Source organism: Fortiea sp. LEGE XX443 (assembly GCF_015206815.1).
Lineage (GTDB): Bacteria > Cyanobacteriota > Cyanobacteriia > Cyanobacteriales > Nostocaceae > Nostoc_B.
In genome coordinates, this window is record NZ_JADEXZ010000033.1 from 16,734 (window position 1) to 33,619 (window position 16,886).

The window sequence follows — 16,886 nt, forward strand, 5'->3', positions numbered from 1 at the left end:
TGTCCATCAAAATCAGGATCATCACAACAATTATCTGCATCAATTTGCTGATTTTACGTACATTGTATTATGACCTCATATTTGGCTGATGGTTGACTTGGGTGCTAATATTCTCAATGAGAAATTTATAACCTGACCTAAATACCAGAGAAAACAAAAAACTTGGGAATTTTAGAGAATAGTTCAAAAGTTACGAGGAAACAATATTTACGACAATAACTTCATCATGATCCGGCGCATAGCAAATCAACGTCTTTACTACTTTTGAGAGCATCTCATTAAAGCAAAGACTTATTTTTTCATAGCTATTTTCAATTAAATTAACTACATCTTTTTAATCGCCCAGAGGCACAGAGAAAAAACTAAAAGAATAGCCTAAATAAATGAAAATAGCTGTAATCCTATCCAATACAACCATATTCATCGCATGAACAAAAAATGGGCGGTCAAGCGAATAACCATAAATCTCGCATTAAACGAAGCCAAGAACCTGGAAAACTATTGTGACCAGACAGGGAGACCAGCAACAGATGTAATCAGAGAACTTATTCGAGGATTGACTAATAAGATGTCTGATTAGTATACAAACTCAGTCTCTGTTTGAACCCAATAAGTTACTTCTTCTCTATTGCGTTTAAGATTTCCTCAAGCTTAACTTTTTGCCTGTAAAAATTTAGGTTACAGGTAATCCTCGAATGAGTTCTTCGATCACATTCGTTACTGCTTGGCCTGTTTGCTCACAATATTTTTCTAGGTTTTGAGCTTCATCTGGAGTCAAGTCTAGGGTAATTTGCTTGACTATCGATTTTTTCTTGGGGGTTGCAAAACTAGAAAATTCAAGCGCAGCCGTATTATCCATCATTTTTTCATTTGTATGGAGTCTACTAAATATTGCCAATTCTGAAACACATTGACCAGTGAAAATCAAGATTTTAAGCTTAAAGTTAAGCTTTTTACTTATCTTTTTTTCAAAAAATTTACTTTGGTAATCCACTCGTATCGGTAAGTGAGAACAAAATCTTCAAAGCAGAGTCGCTTAGTCGAAGCATGAGAGTCATCTCATAGTAAGCCATCCGCTATCTCTTTTGGTAGCAGAAGTAGTAGTCAACATTCTGGAAGATGTGGGATTATAAAACAAGCTATGCCTAATGAATTTTTAACTAATACTGAATCGGCATGTACTGAGCCTGATAAAGTAATGATGCAGACTGCAAAGAATACTGGGGTACATAAACCCGAACCTACGGGAAGCGGTGATTCCTTAACTCAAAAAATGATTGATGCAAACACCTTAGCTAAAACCCGAAAGCTTTTAGATCATGCGATAGTATCAGCTTGGTACGCAGTCAAGTCGGAGCGCAGACCACCAGCTTTAACCCCTACACGTTGGGTATGGCGGCTTGCAGGTTTTTATCATTTATGTCACTCCACTCCGCAACTGATGGAGGAAGCCAGAGAGCGTTTCGCTTCAGCCAATCGTCAGAGTTTGGCACAGTGGGCTGCACAAAAAGCTGTAGAAGAAGCAGGTCATGACCAACTCGCTCTACGGGATATTCAATCGATGGGGTATAGAGCTGAAGCTGTTGTACAAGCGTTTTATCCTCCAGCCGCCAAGGCTTTGATGGATTACTTCGCCCAAAGCGCACAGGACTCAGATCCAATTGATTGTGTGGGCTATTCCTATACGGCGGAACGTCTAGGGATATGTATAGGAGAAGGTTACATCCAAAAAGTGGAGTCATTGCTACCATCTGGTATCAATGCTACTCGTTGCCTACGTGTACACAGCGCTATTAGCGCTACCGAGGTAGAACACGTAAAGGAAACAGTTGCGATGATTGCAGGGCTGACTTCCCAAGAGCGCGATCGCTTGGCTAGAGCCTGTTACCAAGCCGCATTATTGCGTTTCAGCCCACCCCAAGAAGCTTATATATCAGATGAAGAGATTGAAAATGTCTTAAAACCACTAGAGCTTACAGAAAACTATAACTGAGGCTTGGTTATCAACCAATACGGTTCAGTTAAGAAAAAAGTAGGTTGGGTTAGGCGTAGCGAAACCCAATCTACAACAGTACTATTTTTAGGCTTAACTGAACTGTATTGGGTTATCAACTACTGACGTACTCACCAAACAACCAAGCTGAAGCTGTGTAGAAAAGTTTTAACAACATATAATTCAGTGCAATTAGCCAGAGAAAAGACAATGAAAACAGCAACATCAACAACTACAGCTATCGAGCAGCAATCTTTGAGTTCTCATGATTCTGTTATCAAGCAACAATCTTTGAATTCTCATGACTCTGCTAGTAACTTCAGCGAAAGTAGCTTAGATACTTTGGATGACACAGAGTTTGAGTTAGAAAGAATTATGTTTGAGGAATTTGCACATGGATTGCCCAGCGACATTCCTATGGCTGATTTTTAGTTTTTGTCTATCTACACAATTTTATGAACAGACCTTGAGTTCACTAGTGGGTATCCCTCAATTGTCTAGTCTGTGATACGTAAGTGTTTAAAAACACTTAAAGCTATTTAAACTCAAAGACTATAAAAGTTAGACAATTAGGGATTGACACTGATGAAGCAGAAACATCTTTTGTCTACTGACAGGATATTTTAAACAACTGTGTAGTGGACTTCGCCAGATTGGTAAAATTTTCACTGGTTTGGAATAACTGCTAACCGAGGTTATTTTTCTTAAGCAATTGCCCCTAAACCTTTGAGAGTAGCGATAGTTGCGGAAGTTAAGCCTGTAATCCCCCGAATATTCATTCCCTCGTAAAATTTCTTAGCTTTCAACGTTTTTAAGCATTCGTCCAAGCTGATATCCCAAAGTCGAATCGTTTCATCAGCACCACTGCTGGCTAAAGTTAGATTATCTGGGCTAAAAGCAATTGACCAGACCCAAGCTGAATGCCCACGTAATGTTCTTTGACATTCACCTGTATCCACATCCCATAACTTAATGGTGTAATCGGAGCTGCTACTAGCTAGAATCTGACCGTCTCGACTAAAAACGACTGCTTTAACAATACTATTTGCACAAACCTCAAAAGTTTGTATACAGATGCCACTTTTAACATTCCACAACCGGATTGTTCCGTCATAACTGGCACTTGCCAGCAGTTCGCCATTAGGGCTAAAAGCGATTGACCAAACCCAATTCGTATGTCCCTCTAATGTTTGTTTGCACTCACCAGTGTTTACATCCCATAACTTGACTGTTTGATCCCAAGCACCACTTGCCAGTGTCTTCCCTTGAGGACTAAAGGCAACTGACTGAACAGCAGCATGATGTCCCTGAAGAATTTGTAAGGCTTGACCCGTATTAACATCCCACAACCTAATTGTTTGATCGTCACTGCCACTCGCCAACATCTGACCATCAGAACTGAAAGCAATTGACTGGACGGCGGCACGATGTTCCTGAAAAGTTTGCAAAGCTTGACCCGTATTAACATCCCACAATCTGATTGTTTGATCATCACTGCCGCTTGCCAATGTTTGCCCGTTTGGGCTACAGGTTACCGATCTAACCGCAGCACAATGTCCTGGAAAAGTTTGCAATACTTTACCTGTATTGACATCCCATAACCTTACTATGCGGTCATGGCTCCCACTTACCAAAAACTGACCATCCGGACTGTAAGCAACTGACCAGACCTGACTAGTATATCCACTGAAAGTTTTGAGACATTGACCAGTAGTAACGTTCCATAGCTTTACTGTTTGATCGTCACCGCCACTAGCAAGAATATCTCCTCGCAGACTAAAAGCGACGGAAAATACCCAACTCGAATGTCCCTGAAGGGTTTTCAGGCATTGACCAGTATTGAAATCCCATAATTTTACTGTTTGATCCAGACTACCACTAGCGATGAGATTGCCTTGAGGATTAATGGCAAGTGACCAGACCGCAGCATGATGCCCTTGTAAAGTTTTGACACATTCACCAGTATTGAAATCCCATAACTTTATCGTCTGGTCATCACTGCTACTCACCATTGTTTGACCATCAGGGCTGATACTGATTGAGCGTATTCCATCAAGATGCCCATGTAAAATTTTCAGACATTTACCAGTGCTGACATCCCATAATCGGATTGTGTCATCATCACTACTGCTGACCAGCGTCTTGCCATCTAGAGTAAAAATATTACAGACTATCCAACTTGTATGTCCCTGAAAGGTTTTTAGGCATTCACCAGTGCTAACACTCCATAGCTTGATCAGATGATCATTACTACCACTTGTTAGTGTTTTACCATCTGGGCTAAAGGCTACTGTCCATACTTCATGTTCGTGTCCTTGTAAAGTTTGAAGGCATTGACCTGTATTCACATCCCACAACTTCACGGTGTGGTCACTACTACTACTGGCAAGAATACTACTATCAGGACTAAAGGCAAGCGATGGAACCCAGTTTGTATGTCCCTTACAAATTAAAACTTGTCTCCAATTTGAAACTTGGTATAAGCGAATCTCACCATTGGTATCCCCTGTAGCTAAAAATTTGCCATCAGGGCTAAAGGCGACTGAGCCAATACCAGCGAAGGTTTCAGTAAAAACAGACTTAGCTAAATCAGCATTTTGAAAATTGACATTGTGCAATTTTACATTCCGTAAGTCTGCTTGCCAAACCGTCAATTCGGAAAAATCATAGCCTGTTAAATCTGTTTGCAGTTGACAAAGCAAATTGAGAATATTTCCACCTGTGTATCCTGGTTCTTGCGGTGATTCTTGTCTTAGCTTGAATAAAATTTTAGTTAATTGCTTTTCAATACCTTTTTTGCTTCTCAATATTGTGAGCAACCCATCAATAACTGGTTTGAGGATAAGGCGAATTTGAGTTTCTCTGATGTAGTCTTTGGTACTTGCTTTAATCAGAGCGTGACATCTCAAAAGCTGAATATTCTCAGTTGCAATCTCTTCACAGACTCGCTCTATTAATATCTGAGTCACATATTCCATGACTACAGGTTGTAAGGTGAAAGTAGCTGTACTTTTTTCAACTAGCGATCGCCTAACCAAAGATTCTAGAGCCTCTAGTAATTTTTGTGATGGCACTGGGGACAAAATATCATCTCGTAAGTCTGATAGCGCCACTGGTTCACAATTAATTGCTAACCAATACATTATTTCTTGTTCTAAATCTGACAAGCGCTCAAACTGCTGGTCTAAAATATCACGAATATCTCCAAAAATAACTGTATTTTGTTGCAAAAACTCAGTTACATTTCCGCCAAACACATCTTCAATGGTTGTAGCAACTATCTTTAAAGCCAATGGATTACCTCCATAGGACTCAATCATTGCTTTCCATTCATCTTCTGCGGCTGATAACCCCTTAACTTTTAAAATTTCCTTCCCTTCCACTACCTTCAAACCACTTAATTGTAAGGAGTGAACTGGTAGTGTTTCTCCTTCTAATAGTGCCACCTCTTGAGGTTTTTCCCGACTAGTTAGTACTAAGCAACTTTGGTGAGTGGCTTCTCCTAAACGTCTGAAAAGCTCACCATATCCCTCATATCCTTCTCGATATTTTCCCGCTCGACTCCCATAACGTAGAATTGACTCTGCATTATCAAGTATCAACAGACAGCGATGATTTCGTAGATAATCAATTAGACGGGAAACTCTATCGCTGAAACTTTCTGGTAAGTTGCCTTCTGTTTCTTGCTCGTCAGATAAAAATTGGAGTATCTGAGTTAGTATAGCTTTCACCGGTGGAGCTTCTCGGAGCGATCGCCAAACAACATATTCAAAGTCTTCCTGAATCTGTTGAGCCAGCTTTACAGACAGAGCCGTTTTTCCAATGCCACCCATTCCTAATAATGCTACCAATTGGCAGCGCTCATCGAGAATCCATTGGTCTAATATGGTAAGCTCCTCTTTACGTCCATAAAAAAACGATATAAAGTTAGCATCTCCCCAATCCAGACGAGTATTTGAGCTTAAATAGTCACTTTCTTCTATTTTTAAGTTAAAAACTGAAAATAGCTTTTCTAGGGTTTTTTTATCAACGCCTCCTTCTCGATTTAGTACTTTTGAGATTGTACTTGGATGTAAACCTGAAAGTGTGCTTATATCTTCAAGTGTGTAACTATTGCCAAAATTTTCTTGTGCTTCTGATTTCCGCTTTGCGTCTTGAAGTTTTTGCAAACCCCTAGTAGTAAGTACAACTCCTCGCTTGCGTCTCCAATTCTGTAATACCATGTATTAAAAATGTCTCAACTGTAACTTCACTCTGATATTCTTGGCTTTCTAACTAAATAATGTACTAATTCTGAATTCTCAAAAATTTATGGTTCAAAATCCTGCTCTCAAGCTGGTTTCATTATTTTTAATAAAACGTCCTTAGCTTGACATTACACAAAATTACTCTGAATTTATCAAAATATAATTCAGGAGTTAGAATTCATTCGGAATTAACTACGTCTGATGAGATAAGTCGGTGAGTCTGGTACTGCGGGGGAGTTAGCCCGACTTAGGTCTGAATCTCCTACTGATTGATTTTATAAGTAGAAAGGTGCAAATAGACCGAACTATGTAACAGAAAGTAAAGTAGCTTGAAAATCTCTTCCCTTCTGCTTTCTGCCTCCTGCCTTGTCATAACGACAATTTTTAACACCGACCTACTTATATTCAATCTTGACTTCTGAATCCTTCTTCAAATTTGCTAACTTGTATAATTGCGCTTTTACGCACAAGAGCAGATATATTAAACAGAATTTGCGCTGTATCTTAGCATATACTGTAGCAACTATCATAGTGAAAATAGTTATTAGTACCTTCGGAGTGCATGTGGCTGAAGGTAACTTTGTTTACTGCCGATCTCCGCGGCCTAATCATTTTTATTACTTAATTATTTTCAGTTCTAATTATACTCTTCTGCGATGTTATGTTAATGCGGGATCTGTATTTGATCATGCAGGTAAAAGTTTTGTCTGGAGTAGCCTGACTGTTGTAACAACCAAAAAAATCAATTTATTGAGAAAATCAGAAATTTATCCTTAAAAAAGGTAAAAATTAAAATCAACATTCCCAGACAGTAGCCTGGGAACGAGTGTTCTATTTTCAATTAAAATGTGCCTATAGTTAAGCACTAATGGTTTATTTAGCTCTTACCTTTAAACGAATCTAGCCACTCTTTTACTTGCTCGCGGGCAATATCGCGGCCACCGAGACCAAAAGCTAAAGCAATAGCTACTGCGATCCCACCGAGTAATAATCCAAATGCTAAATTCACAATATCGCTGGCAACCCCAATTTGTTGTAGGGCCATTGCCGAAATTAAGGTAATAATCGCAATTCTGGCTACTTGAGCTAAAATCCGGCCCTGGCGATCGCCGGAACTACTAATCAAACTAAAAGCGAGATTTGCCAAAAACAAGCCCACAGCAAATACAATTAATCCTGCTAAAATTCGCCCCATGATAATTAAAATGCCAGTGACCAGTGTTGTCAGCGCCGGAATATTTAAGATATTGACAGCTGCCACTGTGGCAAATAGCATGATCACGACTAAAGTAACAATCCCAGCAATTTCTGAGGGTGTGCGGATTGGTGCTAATGGTTCAGTTTCTGTGTAGATTGTTTGCCTAGCAGGTAATGGTAAACCCAATGCTGTAAAAATATTGTTAAAGCCCAAACTAGTGAGAATGCTAGTGACTAAATCTCCAACAAAGCGCCCGACAAAAAAGGCAATCATTAAAATTGCCACGGCTGTAAAGATAGCAGGCAAAGTATTAAGAATCTGTTGCAGCATGGTAATTGCCGGCACAGATATTGCTTCAATTTTTAAAGCATTGAGAGCCGCGATCGCAACCGGGATCAAAATTAAAACATAGACAATTGTGCCGCTAATTGTTGATAAAGACTGTACGCCCATTGAAGACGAAAGTCCAAACCGACTGCCTAAATGGTCTACGCCAGTTGTTGCTAACAGGTTAGTAACAATCCGTCGGACAATATTAGCGAGAAACCAGCCCAAGACCGCAATTAAAATTGCCGCCAAAATATTGGGTAAAATCGACAGAATCTCGGTAATCAGTGCTTGCACTGGTAATAGAGCCTGCCTGAGTCCGAGAGTATCGAGAACTGGGATGAGAAACAGTAAAAAGATAAACCAATATAGGGCATTGGAGATCGTGTCACTCAACGAGATGCGATCAAGACTAATACTATCTTCGGGTGATTCTTGATTTAAACGCTCATCTAGCTTGAGTGCTTGCAATCCGCGCAAAGTCACAATTTTGACAATACTGGCTAATACCCAAGCCGCTCCTAAAATTACTCCCGCACCTACCACTTTTGGCAAAAAGCCAATGATTTGGTCAAGGAAACTATTTAGTGGTCGAGAGGCTACCTCTAGCCCTAATGCTTGCAAGACAGCAACTACCGTCAGTAAGATAATGCTCCAAAAGACCAAACTAGAGATTAACTTCTCTACTTGGGGAACATCTTTGCGTCCCGTCACCCCTGAGGCAATTCGGTTATCTATATTCGTGCGATTCAAAACTCCTCTTGTAACTGCGGCAACGCTGGCAGCAATTAGTATACCAACCAACAAAATTGCTGCTGCTCCTAGCAATCGGGGTGTATACAGAATAACTTGTTGCCCAATTCCTTGTAGTTCTGCAATTCCTTGATTGACTTCTGGTTGCTCCAGTGGCAGGCTGGGCGATTGTGATAAAAATTGCTGCCCCCTCATCGACAAACCAATGTCTATCAACTGGTTTATTCCTGGCCAAGTTGTGTTCATGGTTTTCTGAAATTAAAACTACATATTCGCCAAAAACACTTGTCAACTCAGTAGAGTAAATTTGATGAGACAAAATTACACTCTAGTGAGTTCACGTCTGTTTTGCGTATCAATTTACCAGTAAATATATATATGCAACTGATATGTAGGCTAATTTGTTACAAATGAAAAAATTTTTTGAATTTTGACTATGGATTTTTCTTGGGTAAAAATACGATTGTCTGTCACATAAATGTAGCTTGCAGACAACAGCAAATTTTGGGTTAATCTAAGGGCATGACACAAGTTTTTGAGCAATCAATTCAAATTAACGCCACAGCGGCGATTGTAGAGCGTTGTATTACCGATTTAGCTCTGATGTCTCGCTGGCTAAATCCTGTGCTACGTTGCGAACCTGCGGGTGAAATTTGGAGTACTGATTTAGGCAGTCAAAGTCGCTTTATAATTCAAATTCCACTCGTTAAACCGACTCTGAACAGCGTTGTAGTAGAAAGACGACCCGGTTTAGTTGTCTGGGAATTTCAGGGATTTTTTCAAGGACGCGATCGCTGGGAATGCCAACCTGTGGAAAAGGGAACGTGCTTATTAAATCGTTTTGAATTTAATGTTCCCAATCCCTTGATTAATTGGGGATTCAACAATTTTGCGGCATCTTGGACAAAAGAAGACATGCAAGCTCAACTGCGTCGCCTAAAACGCGTCGCTGAAGAAGTTCAAATTAGTCAATAGTCATTTGTCATTTTCTTCCAGTACCCAATATTTTATCCCAAGCAAATTAGGTTAAGTAGATAATCTCCGTATATCCGTGTCTCTGCATCCCCGCGTCTCTGTTTACCCTTCACCATCTCCGTATTCTCTCATCTGTTGATTACGCAAATGCGCTGATCCTCAAATTGCCCATCTTCATAAATTCAGCAAAATCACGGTTACGCTGAATTGGGGTTCTGATCAAAACTGCAAACATCCAGTTTATTAGGGTGCAATTATGACTAGCCCTGCGATGAGATTTATTAGAGTCAATCTGGAAATGGCAAAAGAGGTAGCTCACAAATGGGAGCAAGCTTCATACAGTCAAACCAGTGCTTACTGTTTGGATATTTTAAAAGAACTAGGGTTTCCTAGTGCTGAACTTCCTGTTAACTTACAAACTCGTGAAGAACAGTTAAATTTCATCGCAGGCTTTGCTTCATATGCTTTTGGGGAGGTACAAAATGTCCAAGGCGCTAATTGAAGAAGTTTTTAATGAGTCAGAATGGGCAGAAGAGACTGCTTTACCAGCAACAGATAGGGAATTAATATTGCTAACAGAAAGAATTTCCCAATTTGAAATTCCCATACAGGTTTTTTTGCAAGCTGTGGCTATAGCGGCTTACGATTGTGAAGCGGCTTTTCGTTACGCTGATAATTATCTAATTACTCATAAGAAGAATAAGCGCAAAAAATTACGTCTGTTCCAGCCTTTGCATAATTTTGAAAATAATTGAAAATTGAACTTGACTTATCCGAATTCCTTCTCTTTGACCCTTTCACGTGCCAGTGAAAGGGCTTTGTTTTTAACGTTGCTAATAGAATTAAGAAATTTGGCGTTGCATAATTGCGGGATAATTTATGATGAGTGCATGAATTCAACGAGGGTGTGATTAACAATTCCTCTAACCATCAGTCAGATAGTTTGCCGTCTTTGAATGCTACCACTATTAAGCGGGTAGAAGAAGGTGTAGCGGCGGCAAGCGATCGCGCCGTGCTTCATACTATCGAACAAGCTCTAAATCGCTTAGAAGCAATTAACGCAGGACAGACAGAACACCAAATTAATGGTAGTGTACGAAGGTTTGTCTTGCGATCGCTCATTCATCTTTTGTTCCGCGTCCGGGTAGAAAACCTCGAAGGCTTACCACAGACACCAGCAATTCTCGCAGTTAACCATCTTCATCACATTGACCCCTTGCTGTTGTTGGCAGAACTCCCTACCCAACCCTACTACTACATTCTCGGCGATGCTCGTACCCTTTATAACAAATGGTGGAAGCGCTTCATTTTAAGTTTTGCCGGAGGTGTCATTCCTTTGGCGCGATTGTGGAAAGAAGAAGTCGCTGTGATGACAGCAGCTAAAGCAGAAAGACAAGACTTAGCAGAACTAGCCGCCGCCATTGCACAAAATGTCCCGTCCGGTAGCGATATACAGACACTGCGACAAATAGACCGGATTGTACTAGGGATTTTGGCTCACGGGGATGGGATGATTCTCTTTCCCGAAGGACGACTGGGAAATACTGAGGGTAAACTGCATCTTCCTCTCAAGCGAGGAACGATAATATATGCCTTACGTGCTGGTGTGCCAATAATACCAGTTGCTCTCATTGGCACTCATGACCTTTATCTCCGAAAAGAGTTAACTGTTCGCTTTGGTGAACCGTTACATTTTTCTCAAAATACGAAAACCACACGACAAGAAGTAGAAACTGCTTTAGACTCTTTACAGAAGGCAATGATAGCTTTGTTGCCAACTGACTATCAAGAACCCACAGGGACAAAGCTGTTACGTTATTTCCTCAATCATATGTTGTGGTAAACAACTATTTTTCTAAAAAATTGACGATTTTAAAATTTGATGTACCTTCCCAGCAGTGATTTAAACAGGCGTTTACCTGAGCATCTGCTACATCAGTAGATTCTTTGGAGGCATTCAACTGTACGGCTGTCACAATATACTCAAAAATAATTACAAACTGTTTTTGAGCCGAAATTCTCTCGACAACAATTGTTTCACCTACCTGGGGTATTTGTGGTAAATTGACCAAAAATGTTTCAATCTTTGGTTTATCTAGTGGATTTTTGAAATTGAAGTATTTACAGTAAACAAGAACTTTCACGCAGAAACCCACCAATAGTTAATAGTCAAATGCTATTATTTACCTTGCCACAGACTTCGCAATAAATGAAGAGCTTTTACTAAGATTTCTTCCAACCAAAGCATAGTGCGATCGAGCAATTCTAGAATTATTTCTAAGAAATGCTTCTCATACTCCATAGAAGTAGCTTTAATTTCTATCCAGTCTGGCTTGGCTTCGACTTGATGATTATGGCTTTGATGTTGAGTAATTTCTCTTGTTTGATTTTCGCTGTTTGAACTACTGGTTGGAATAACTTTTCCAGATACTTTTTGACTTGGCGTAAGGTTGCGGTTTGGTTTTTTCCGTTGTACTAAACCAGAGCCAGCTTTTGGTTGTGGTACAGTCAATTTCGTTTTTGGAGATAGCCTGACTGATGTACTGGGAGATAAAGCAGAATTTATTTTTGGTTTTGGTTTAACTTTTTTGTGAGTAACTGGCTCAGAATTGCCAAACAAATCACGCCAAGTCAACCAAGGGTCTGCCTCTTGATGTTGTGACTGTCTATTTTTAGGTAAAGCTTGGTAATTTTTCTGACTTATTGTGCGACTGTTAGTATTACTTGATTGAAGCTTTTTACCTTTACCAACACCAAAAAAATAATTTATTGCTGCCTCAATTAAAGCTTGAAAATTCAGCGTTTCCGTTTCCAAGCTATTAGATGTAACGGTAATATCTCCTTGAGCAGTTAACTGGTCTTTACCATAAAGAAAGACATTTAATTTTGTGTGTGTAATTTGAATAATTTCTTGACTATGTTGTTGCACTGGCACTAAAGTTTTTTCTTCCAATTTGGAAATAACTGCATCCAAAAATTCTAATATTCTGCCAGTATTTAGTGATTCTGTTGGCCTTTCTGATGGCAATGCTGGAATGTTGCTTATATCCTCACCAGTTAGTTTGGCTAATACACGATGAATTTCTGGTAATAAATCTGTCTTGTTTTCAGATAATCTTAATTGTTGATAATGCCAGTAACCAGCAACTTCACTAATAATTCTGTCTACTAGTTTTGTCTGTTGTTGAGATGTCAAAATATCAAGAATTTCATTATTGGCTGTAACTAATACCAAGTTACGATTGGCCAAATTTGAGGCAATTCCTTGGACTTCTTTTAGTTGAGGTGAGGTGAGACGGCTGGAGAAGTTGTCTGAAATCGTTAAGGATGGAGTCAAAGTGGAGTTATTTGTGGGACTATGTTGAAACAATTTCTGCCACCAACTGCCCAAAAAATTCAAAGGTGCTGATTTTGCTGGAGTGGTTATTTCTTCAGATGGAAGCTTTTGAAGTGCTTCTAAGACACGCTGAATAGGCGTATCAACAGTTGGGGTAGTTTCGAGTGGGCGATCGCTATAATTTGGTTGTAACTTTAGCCTATGATGTGGTTCTTTAGTATACAGTGTTTTCACCGTTGACTCGGCTGACTGAAAAAGCAAATACATCGGGTACAAAAGCGCTTCCACACCCCATTTTGTGGCAACTTGTAAGTGCCGAAAGGTGTGTTCCCATTGTTCTGTCAACCGCCGAGAGTGCTGGTGGACAAAGTTAAAGAGTCTGCTTTGATAACGCCCAGAAGAACCAGATGACATGGTAGTGATTTATGATTTCGAGTTTTGTTTAGTTGTGAGACTCCCGCCAAAAAATCAGTAATGACAAACTGTTTATCATCGTAAGTGCCATCATCTTAGCGAAAATATGACCCTCCCTGTATCTCAATCTCAGACAAAATTAATCTCGGAAACTATTGAACAACTGCGTTCTTGTTGTCAAGTTAATCTTCAGTTTACTTGGCAATACCGGGAATATGACCGAAGTATTACTGATGTTGTCGCATCTAATTGGTCTGATTGGCAACCTGTACAGCTAAATGCTCAAGGACATATTGCTTGGACAAAGGGAAAAAAAGTTTTGTGGCTAGTGCAGAAGTTAGTAGTTCCCCAAGATTTACAGGGTTACCCTTTAGCTGGTTTATCTTTGCGGTTGTCTTTGGTTTGGTGGGCAGATTCGGCTGAAATTTATGTAAATGGCGAATTAGTACAAGCGGGAGATTTGTTTGATTGTTCACCAAGAGTACTGCTGAAGTCAGGGGTATCAACGGGAGAAGAGTTTATTGTAGCTTTGCGCTTGACAAGTCCGGGGCATTGTGATGGGGCTTTGATGCGATCGCTTTTAGTCTATGAGTCTACAGATTATAATCATCCTGATCCCGGTTTTGTGGCTGATGAGTTGGCGGTGGTGCAGCTTTATTTGGAAAGGTTTGCGCCGGAAAAGTTGGATGGTTTGGCGGCGGAGATAGAGAAGATAACGAACCGCAGAGGCGCAGAGGACGCAGAGAAAGAGGGGGAGGAGTGGGAAAAATATTTGCAGTTTTTACGTCAAAACCTTGTTAATCATCTGCGTCTATGCGCGTTCATCAGCGGTTCAAAATTCAAAATCAATTTACTCGGTCACGCCCACTTAGATTTAGCATGGCTATGGCCTGTGAGTGAAACTTGGAATGCAGCCCAAAATACTTTTGAGTCAGTTCTGAAACTCCAAAAAGATTTTCCCGAATTAATTTTTTGTCATTCAACTCCCGCCCTTTATACTTGGGTGGAAGAACATCGCCCAGATTTATTTGCAGCTATTCAAGAGGCGGTAGCGGCTGGAATTTGGGAAATTATTGGGGCTACGTGGGTAGAACCAGAACTAAATTTGATTAGCGGTGAATCGATAGTCCGTCAGTTATTATATGGTCAGCGCTATTTTCAGGAAAAGTTCGGCAAAATTTCACCTATAGTTTGGGTTCCTGATACCTTTGGTTTTTGTGCAACTTTACCGCAGTTCTTTGTTAATGCAGGTGTTGAGTATTTTGTGACTCAAAAGTTGCGCTGGAATGATACTACTAAGTTTGATTATGGGGCTTTTTGGTGGCGATCGCCTGACGGTAGTCAAGTATTTAGTTTGATGTCTGCACCAGTGGGGGAAGGCATTGACCCAATTAAAATGGCCTCTTATACTCTGGAATGGCAAGCTCAAACAGGTTTAAATGAGTCTCTCTGGCTTCCTGGTGTTGGCGACCACGGCGGCGGCCCTACCCGTGATATGTTGGAAATTGCCCAACGTTGGCAACATTCTCCCGTTTTCCCGGAATTGGAATTTACGACTGCTGAAAAGTATCTCCAACAAATTAGCCCAGCAGACTTCCCCATCTGGGACGATGAACTCTATCTAGAATTCCATCGCGGCTGTTATACTACCCACGCTGATCAAAAGTGGTGGAATCGACGTTGTGAAGATTTACTATATCAAGCTGAACTCTTTGCGACTTTAGCAACCATTATCTGTGGCGTAACATATCAGAAAGCAGACATCGAAGCAGCTTGGAAGCGAGTGTTATTTAACCAATTTCACGATATTTTGCCTGGTTCTTCAATTACCCAAGTTTATACTGATGCGTTGCCTGAGTGGCAGCAAGTCGAAGAAGTGGGAACGAAGATATTACAAGATTCATTGTGTGCGATCGCATCTCACTTTACTCTACCAGAACCACCCGAACCAAATAGTCTACCAGTTTTTGTTTTTAATTCTCTCAACTGGCAGCGTTCTGAGGTAGTTGCTCTCACCCTACCCACAGCTAACCAAGCATGGCAAATATACGATGTTGCTGGAAACCAACTCATATCTCAATTAACTGAACAATCAACACTACTATTTTTAGCAACTGATATCCCATCTGTCGGCTATCGTCTATTCTGGCTTGTCCCAGCGCCCCATCATCCCAGTATCCCGTCATCCAGTACTCCTGATTTTGTCCTCGAAAATCAATTCCTGCGGGTAGTTATTGATCCTGATACGGGTGATTTATCTAGCGTTTTTGATAAAACTCATCAACGAGAAGTTTTGAGTGGTGCAGGAAATCAATTACAAGCCTTTCAAGATAGCGGTCAATATTGGGATGCTTGGAATATTGACCCCAACTATGCCCAACATCCTTTACCTTCAACCAGCCTCAAATCTATTCAGATACTAGAACAAGGGTCAGTGCAACATCGCTTGCGTGTGGTGCGTCAGTTAGGCGAATCGGAATTTTGCCAAGATTATATTCTACAAGCAAATTCACCTCTGCTAAAAATCACCTCTAAAGTTAATTGGCAAGAAAATCAGGTGTTTGTCAAAGCAGCATTTCCTCTGAATGTAGAAGCGGACTTTGCTACCTACGAAATTCCCTGTGGTGCTATTCGTCGCCCAACAAAGCCACAAACCCCCGCAGAACAAGCTAAATGGGAAGTACCAGCTTTGCATTGGGCTGATTTGACTGAAGAAACAGAACTCGGTATTTACGGTGTCAGTCTCCTCAACGATTGTAAATATGGTTACGACAGCCAATCCAATCAACTACGCCTATCGCTGCTACGCAGTCCCAACTGGCCTGACCCAGAAACAGACAGAGGCTTTCACGAATTCACCTATGCTTTGTATCCCCACGCAGGTAGTTGGGAATCAGCCCAGACAGTACAACGTGGCTATGAATTAAACATTTCCCTACAAGTCTTTTCTCCTCAGCACTCAGCACTCAAAACTCAGCACTCAGCACTCAGCACTAAAGATAAAATGAGTTTCTTAAATTTAACTTCTCAAAATTTAATCTTAATGGCCTTGAAGCCAACAGAAGATAATATGCAAAAGTTTATCCTTCGATGTTATGAGTCACAGGGAGAAACAGCCGAGTTACGCTTACACAGCGACTTAGACTTGCTCCTGGGAGAGAAAGTCGATTTATTAGAACGTTCCCTAGATATCACTGAATTTTCAGTTAAGCAACAATCACTTACAATACAGCCTTGGAAAATTACCACTGTCGAAGTCATCCCAACGCTGAATCTTCAACGGGAGTAAGTCAGTAGTCCTCAGTCCCAGTGTTTTAAGTAATCAGACAGAATTAATTACACAAATCTTTGACTGTAACCTGTAACCGTTCGGCTGACGCTCACGGCGGAAGCCTTTAACCTGTCACCTATCTCCACCCATGAATTTTATTGTGTCCGACTACTTACTAAGGACTAAGGACTATTGACCATTGACTAAATCTAATCTTCGTGGTCTTCAAAAGGATCTGATAATTCCTTGCTAGGCGGGCCAAAGGAAGTATAAATTCCATACCCTGTAATGGCTACTAAGATCGCGCCGACAGAAATGCTAAGAACTATTGCGGGTTCCATAAATTATAGGTAGATTATGAGTGCTATTCT

General features: G+C 40.5%; 14 protein-coding genes. 8 read left to right on the forward strand and 6 right to left on the reverse strand.

Annotation, left to right across the window (positions count from 1 at the left end):
- Positions 1-427: 427 nt before the first annotated feature.
- On the forward strand, positions 428-580 hold the full coding sequence (locus tag IQ259_RS27180) for a CopG family transcriptional regulator (protein WP_228014535.1): 153 nt from the start codon (positions 428-430) through the stop codon (positions 578-580).
- Between the two features lie 93 nt (positions 581-673).
- Here the strand turns inward: IQ259_RS27180 and IQ259_RS27765 are convergent, their stop codons facing one another.
- Complete coding sequence (locus IQ259_RS27765; protein ID WP_339383894.1) at positions 674-994, reverse strand: hypothetical protein; 321 nt, start codon at positions 992-994, stop codon at positions 674-676.
- Positions 995-1,141: 147 nt separating this feature from the next.
- Between IQ259_RS27765 and IQ259_RS14075 the strand changes: the two genes are divergently transcribed.
- Together IQ259_RS14075 and IQ259_RS14080 are read left to right on the forward strand one after the other, a co-directional pair.
- On the forward strand, positions 1,142-1,993 hold the full coding sequence (locus IQ259_RS14075; protein ID WP_193885715.1) for a hypothetical protein: 852 nt from the start codon (positions 1,142-1,144) through the stop codon (positions 1,991-1,993).
- Positions 1,994-2,203: 210 nt separating this feature from the next.
- Positions 2,204-2,425, forward strand: coding sequence for a hypothetical protein (locus tag IQ259_RS14080; protein ID WP_193885716.1), 222 nt, complete (start codon positions 2,204-2,206; stop codon positions 2,423-2,425).
- A gap of 272 nt (positions 2,426-2,697) precedes the next feature.
- Here the strand turns inward: IQ259_RS14080 and IQ259_RS14085 are convergent, their stop codons facing one another.
- Both IQ259_RS14085 and IQ259_RS14090 read right to left on the reverse strand, forming a co-directional pair.
- Positions 2,698-6,216 (reverse strand): NB-ARC domain-containing protein, encoded by a 3,519-nt coding sequence (locus tag IQ259_RS14085; protein WP_193885718.1) that lies wholly within the window; start codon positions 6,214-6,216, stop codon positions 2,698-2,700.
- Between the two features lie 901 nt (positions 6,217-7,117).
- Positions 7,118-8,764 (reverse strand): mechanosensitive ion channel, encoded by a 1,647-nt coding sequence (locus tag IQ259_RS14090; RefSeq protein WP_193885720.1) that lies wholly within the window; start codon positions 8,762-8,764, stop codon positions 7,118-7,120.
- Positions 8,765-9,040: 276 nt separating this feature from the next.
- On the opposite strand from IQ259_RS14090, the gene IQ259_RS14095 reads away from it, so the two are divergent.
- The 4 genes from IQ259_RS14095 to IQ259_RS14110 all read left to right on the forward strand — a co-directional run bounded on the left by IQ259_RS14095 (position 9,041) and on the right by IQ259_RS14110 (position 11,336).
- Positions 9,041-9,493, forward strand: coding sequence for an SRPBCC family protein (locus IQ259_RS14095; protein ID WP_193885722.1), 453 nt, complete (start codon positions 9,041-9,043; stop codon positions 9,491-9,493).
- 256 nt (positions 9,494-9,749) lie between these two features.
- Positions 9,750-9,995, forward strand: a complete 246-nt coding sequence (locus tag IQ259_RS14100) for a hypothetical protein (protein WP_193885724.1) — start codon at positions 9,750-9,752, stop codon at positions 9,993-9,995.
- A complete protein-coding gene (locus IQ259_RS14105; protein WP_193885726.1) occupies positions 9,976-10,248 on the forward strand; it encodes a hypothetical protein in 273 nt (90 codons plus the stop codon). Before IQ259_RS14100 ends, IQ259_RS14105 begins: the two co-directional genes overlap by 20 nt.
- 152 nt (positions 10,249-10,400) lie before the next feature.
- Complete coding sequence (locus IQ259_RS14110; protein ID WP_370568027.1) at positions 10,401-11,336, forward strand: lysophospholipid acyltransferase family protein; 936 nt, start codon at positions 10,401-10,403, stop codon at positions 11,334-11,336.
- 4 nt (positions 11,337-11,340) lie between these two features.
- Here IQ259_RS14110 and IQ259_RS14115 read toward each other — a convergent pair whose 3' ends face one another.
- Together IQ259_RS14115 and IQ259_RS14120 are read right to left on the reverse strand one after the other, a co-directional pair.
- Positions 11,341-11,637: a hypothetical protein gene (locus IQ259_RS14115; protein WP_193885728.1), complete on the reverse strand. Its 297-nt coding sequence runs from the start codon at positions 11,635-11,637 to the stop codon at positions 11,341-11,343.
- 35 nt (positions 11,638-11,672) lie between these two features.
- The gene (locus IQ259_RS14120) at positions 11,673-13,244 is read right to left on the reverse strand and encodes a hypothetical protein (protein ID WP_193885730.1); all 1,572 of its coding nucleotides are present in this window, start codon (positions 13,242-13,244) and stop codon (positions 11,673-11,675) included.
- Positions 13,245-13,350: 106 nt separating this feature from the next.
- On the opposite strand from IQ259_RS14120, the gene IQ259_RS14125 reads away from it, so the two are divergent.
- A complete protein-coding gene (locus IQ259_RS14125; protein WP_193885732.1) occupies positions 13,351-16,533 on the forward strand; it encodes an alpha-mannosidase in 3,183 nt (1,060 codons plus the stop codon).
- A 191-nt stretch (positions 16,534-16,724) separates the two neighbouring features.
- Here the strand turns inward: IQ259_RS14125 and psbN are convergent, their stop codons facing one another.
- A complete protein-coding gene (gene psbN, locus IQ259_RS14130; protein ID WP_193885734.1) occupies positions 16,725-16,856 on the reverse strand; it encodes a photosystem II reaction center protein PsbN in 132 nt (43 codons plus the stop codon).
- Between the last annotated feature and the right edge of the window lie 30 nt (positions 16,857-16,886).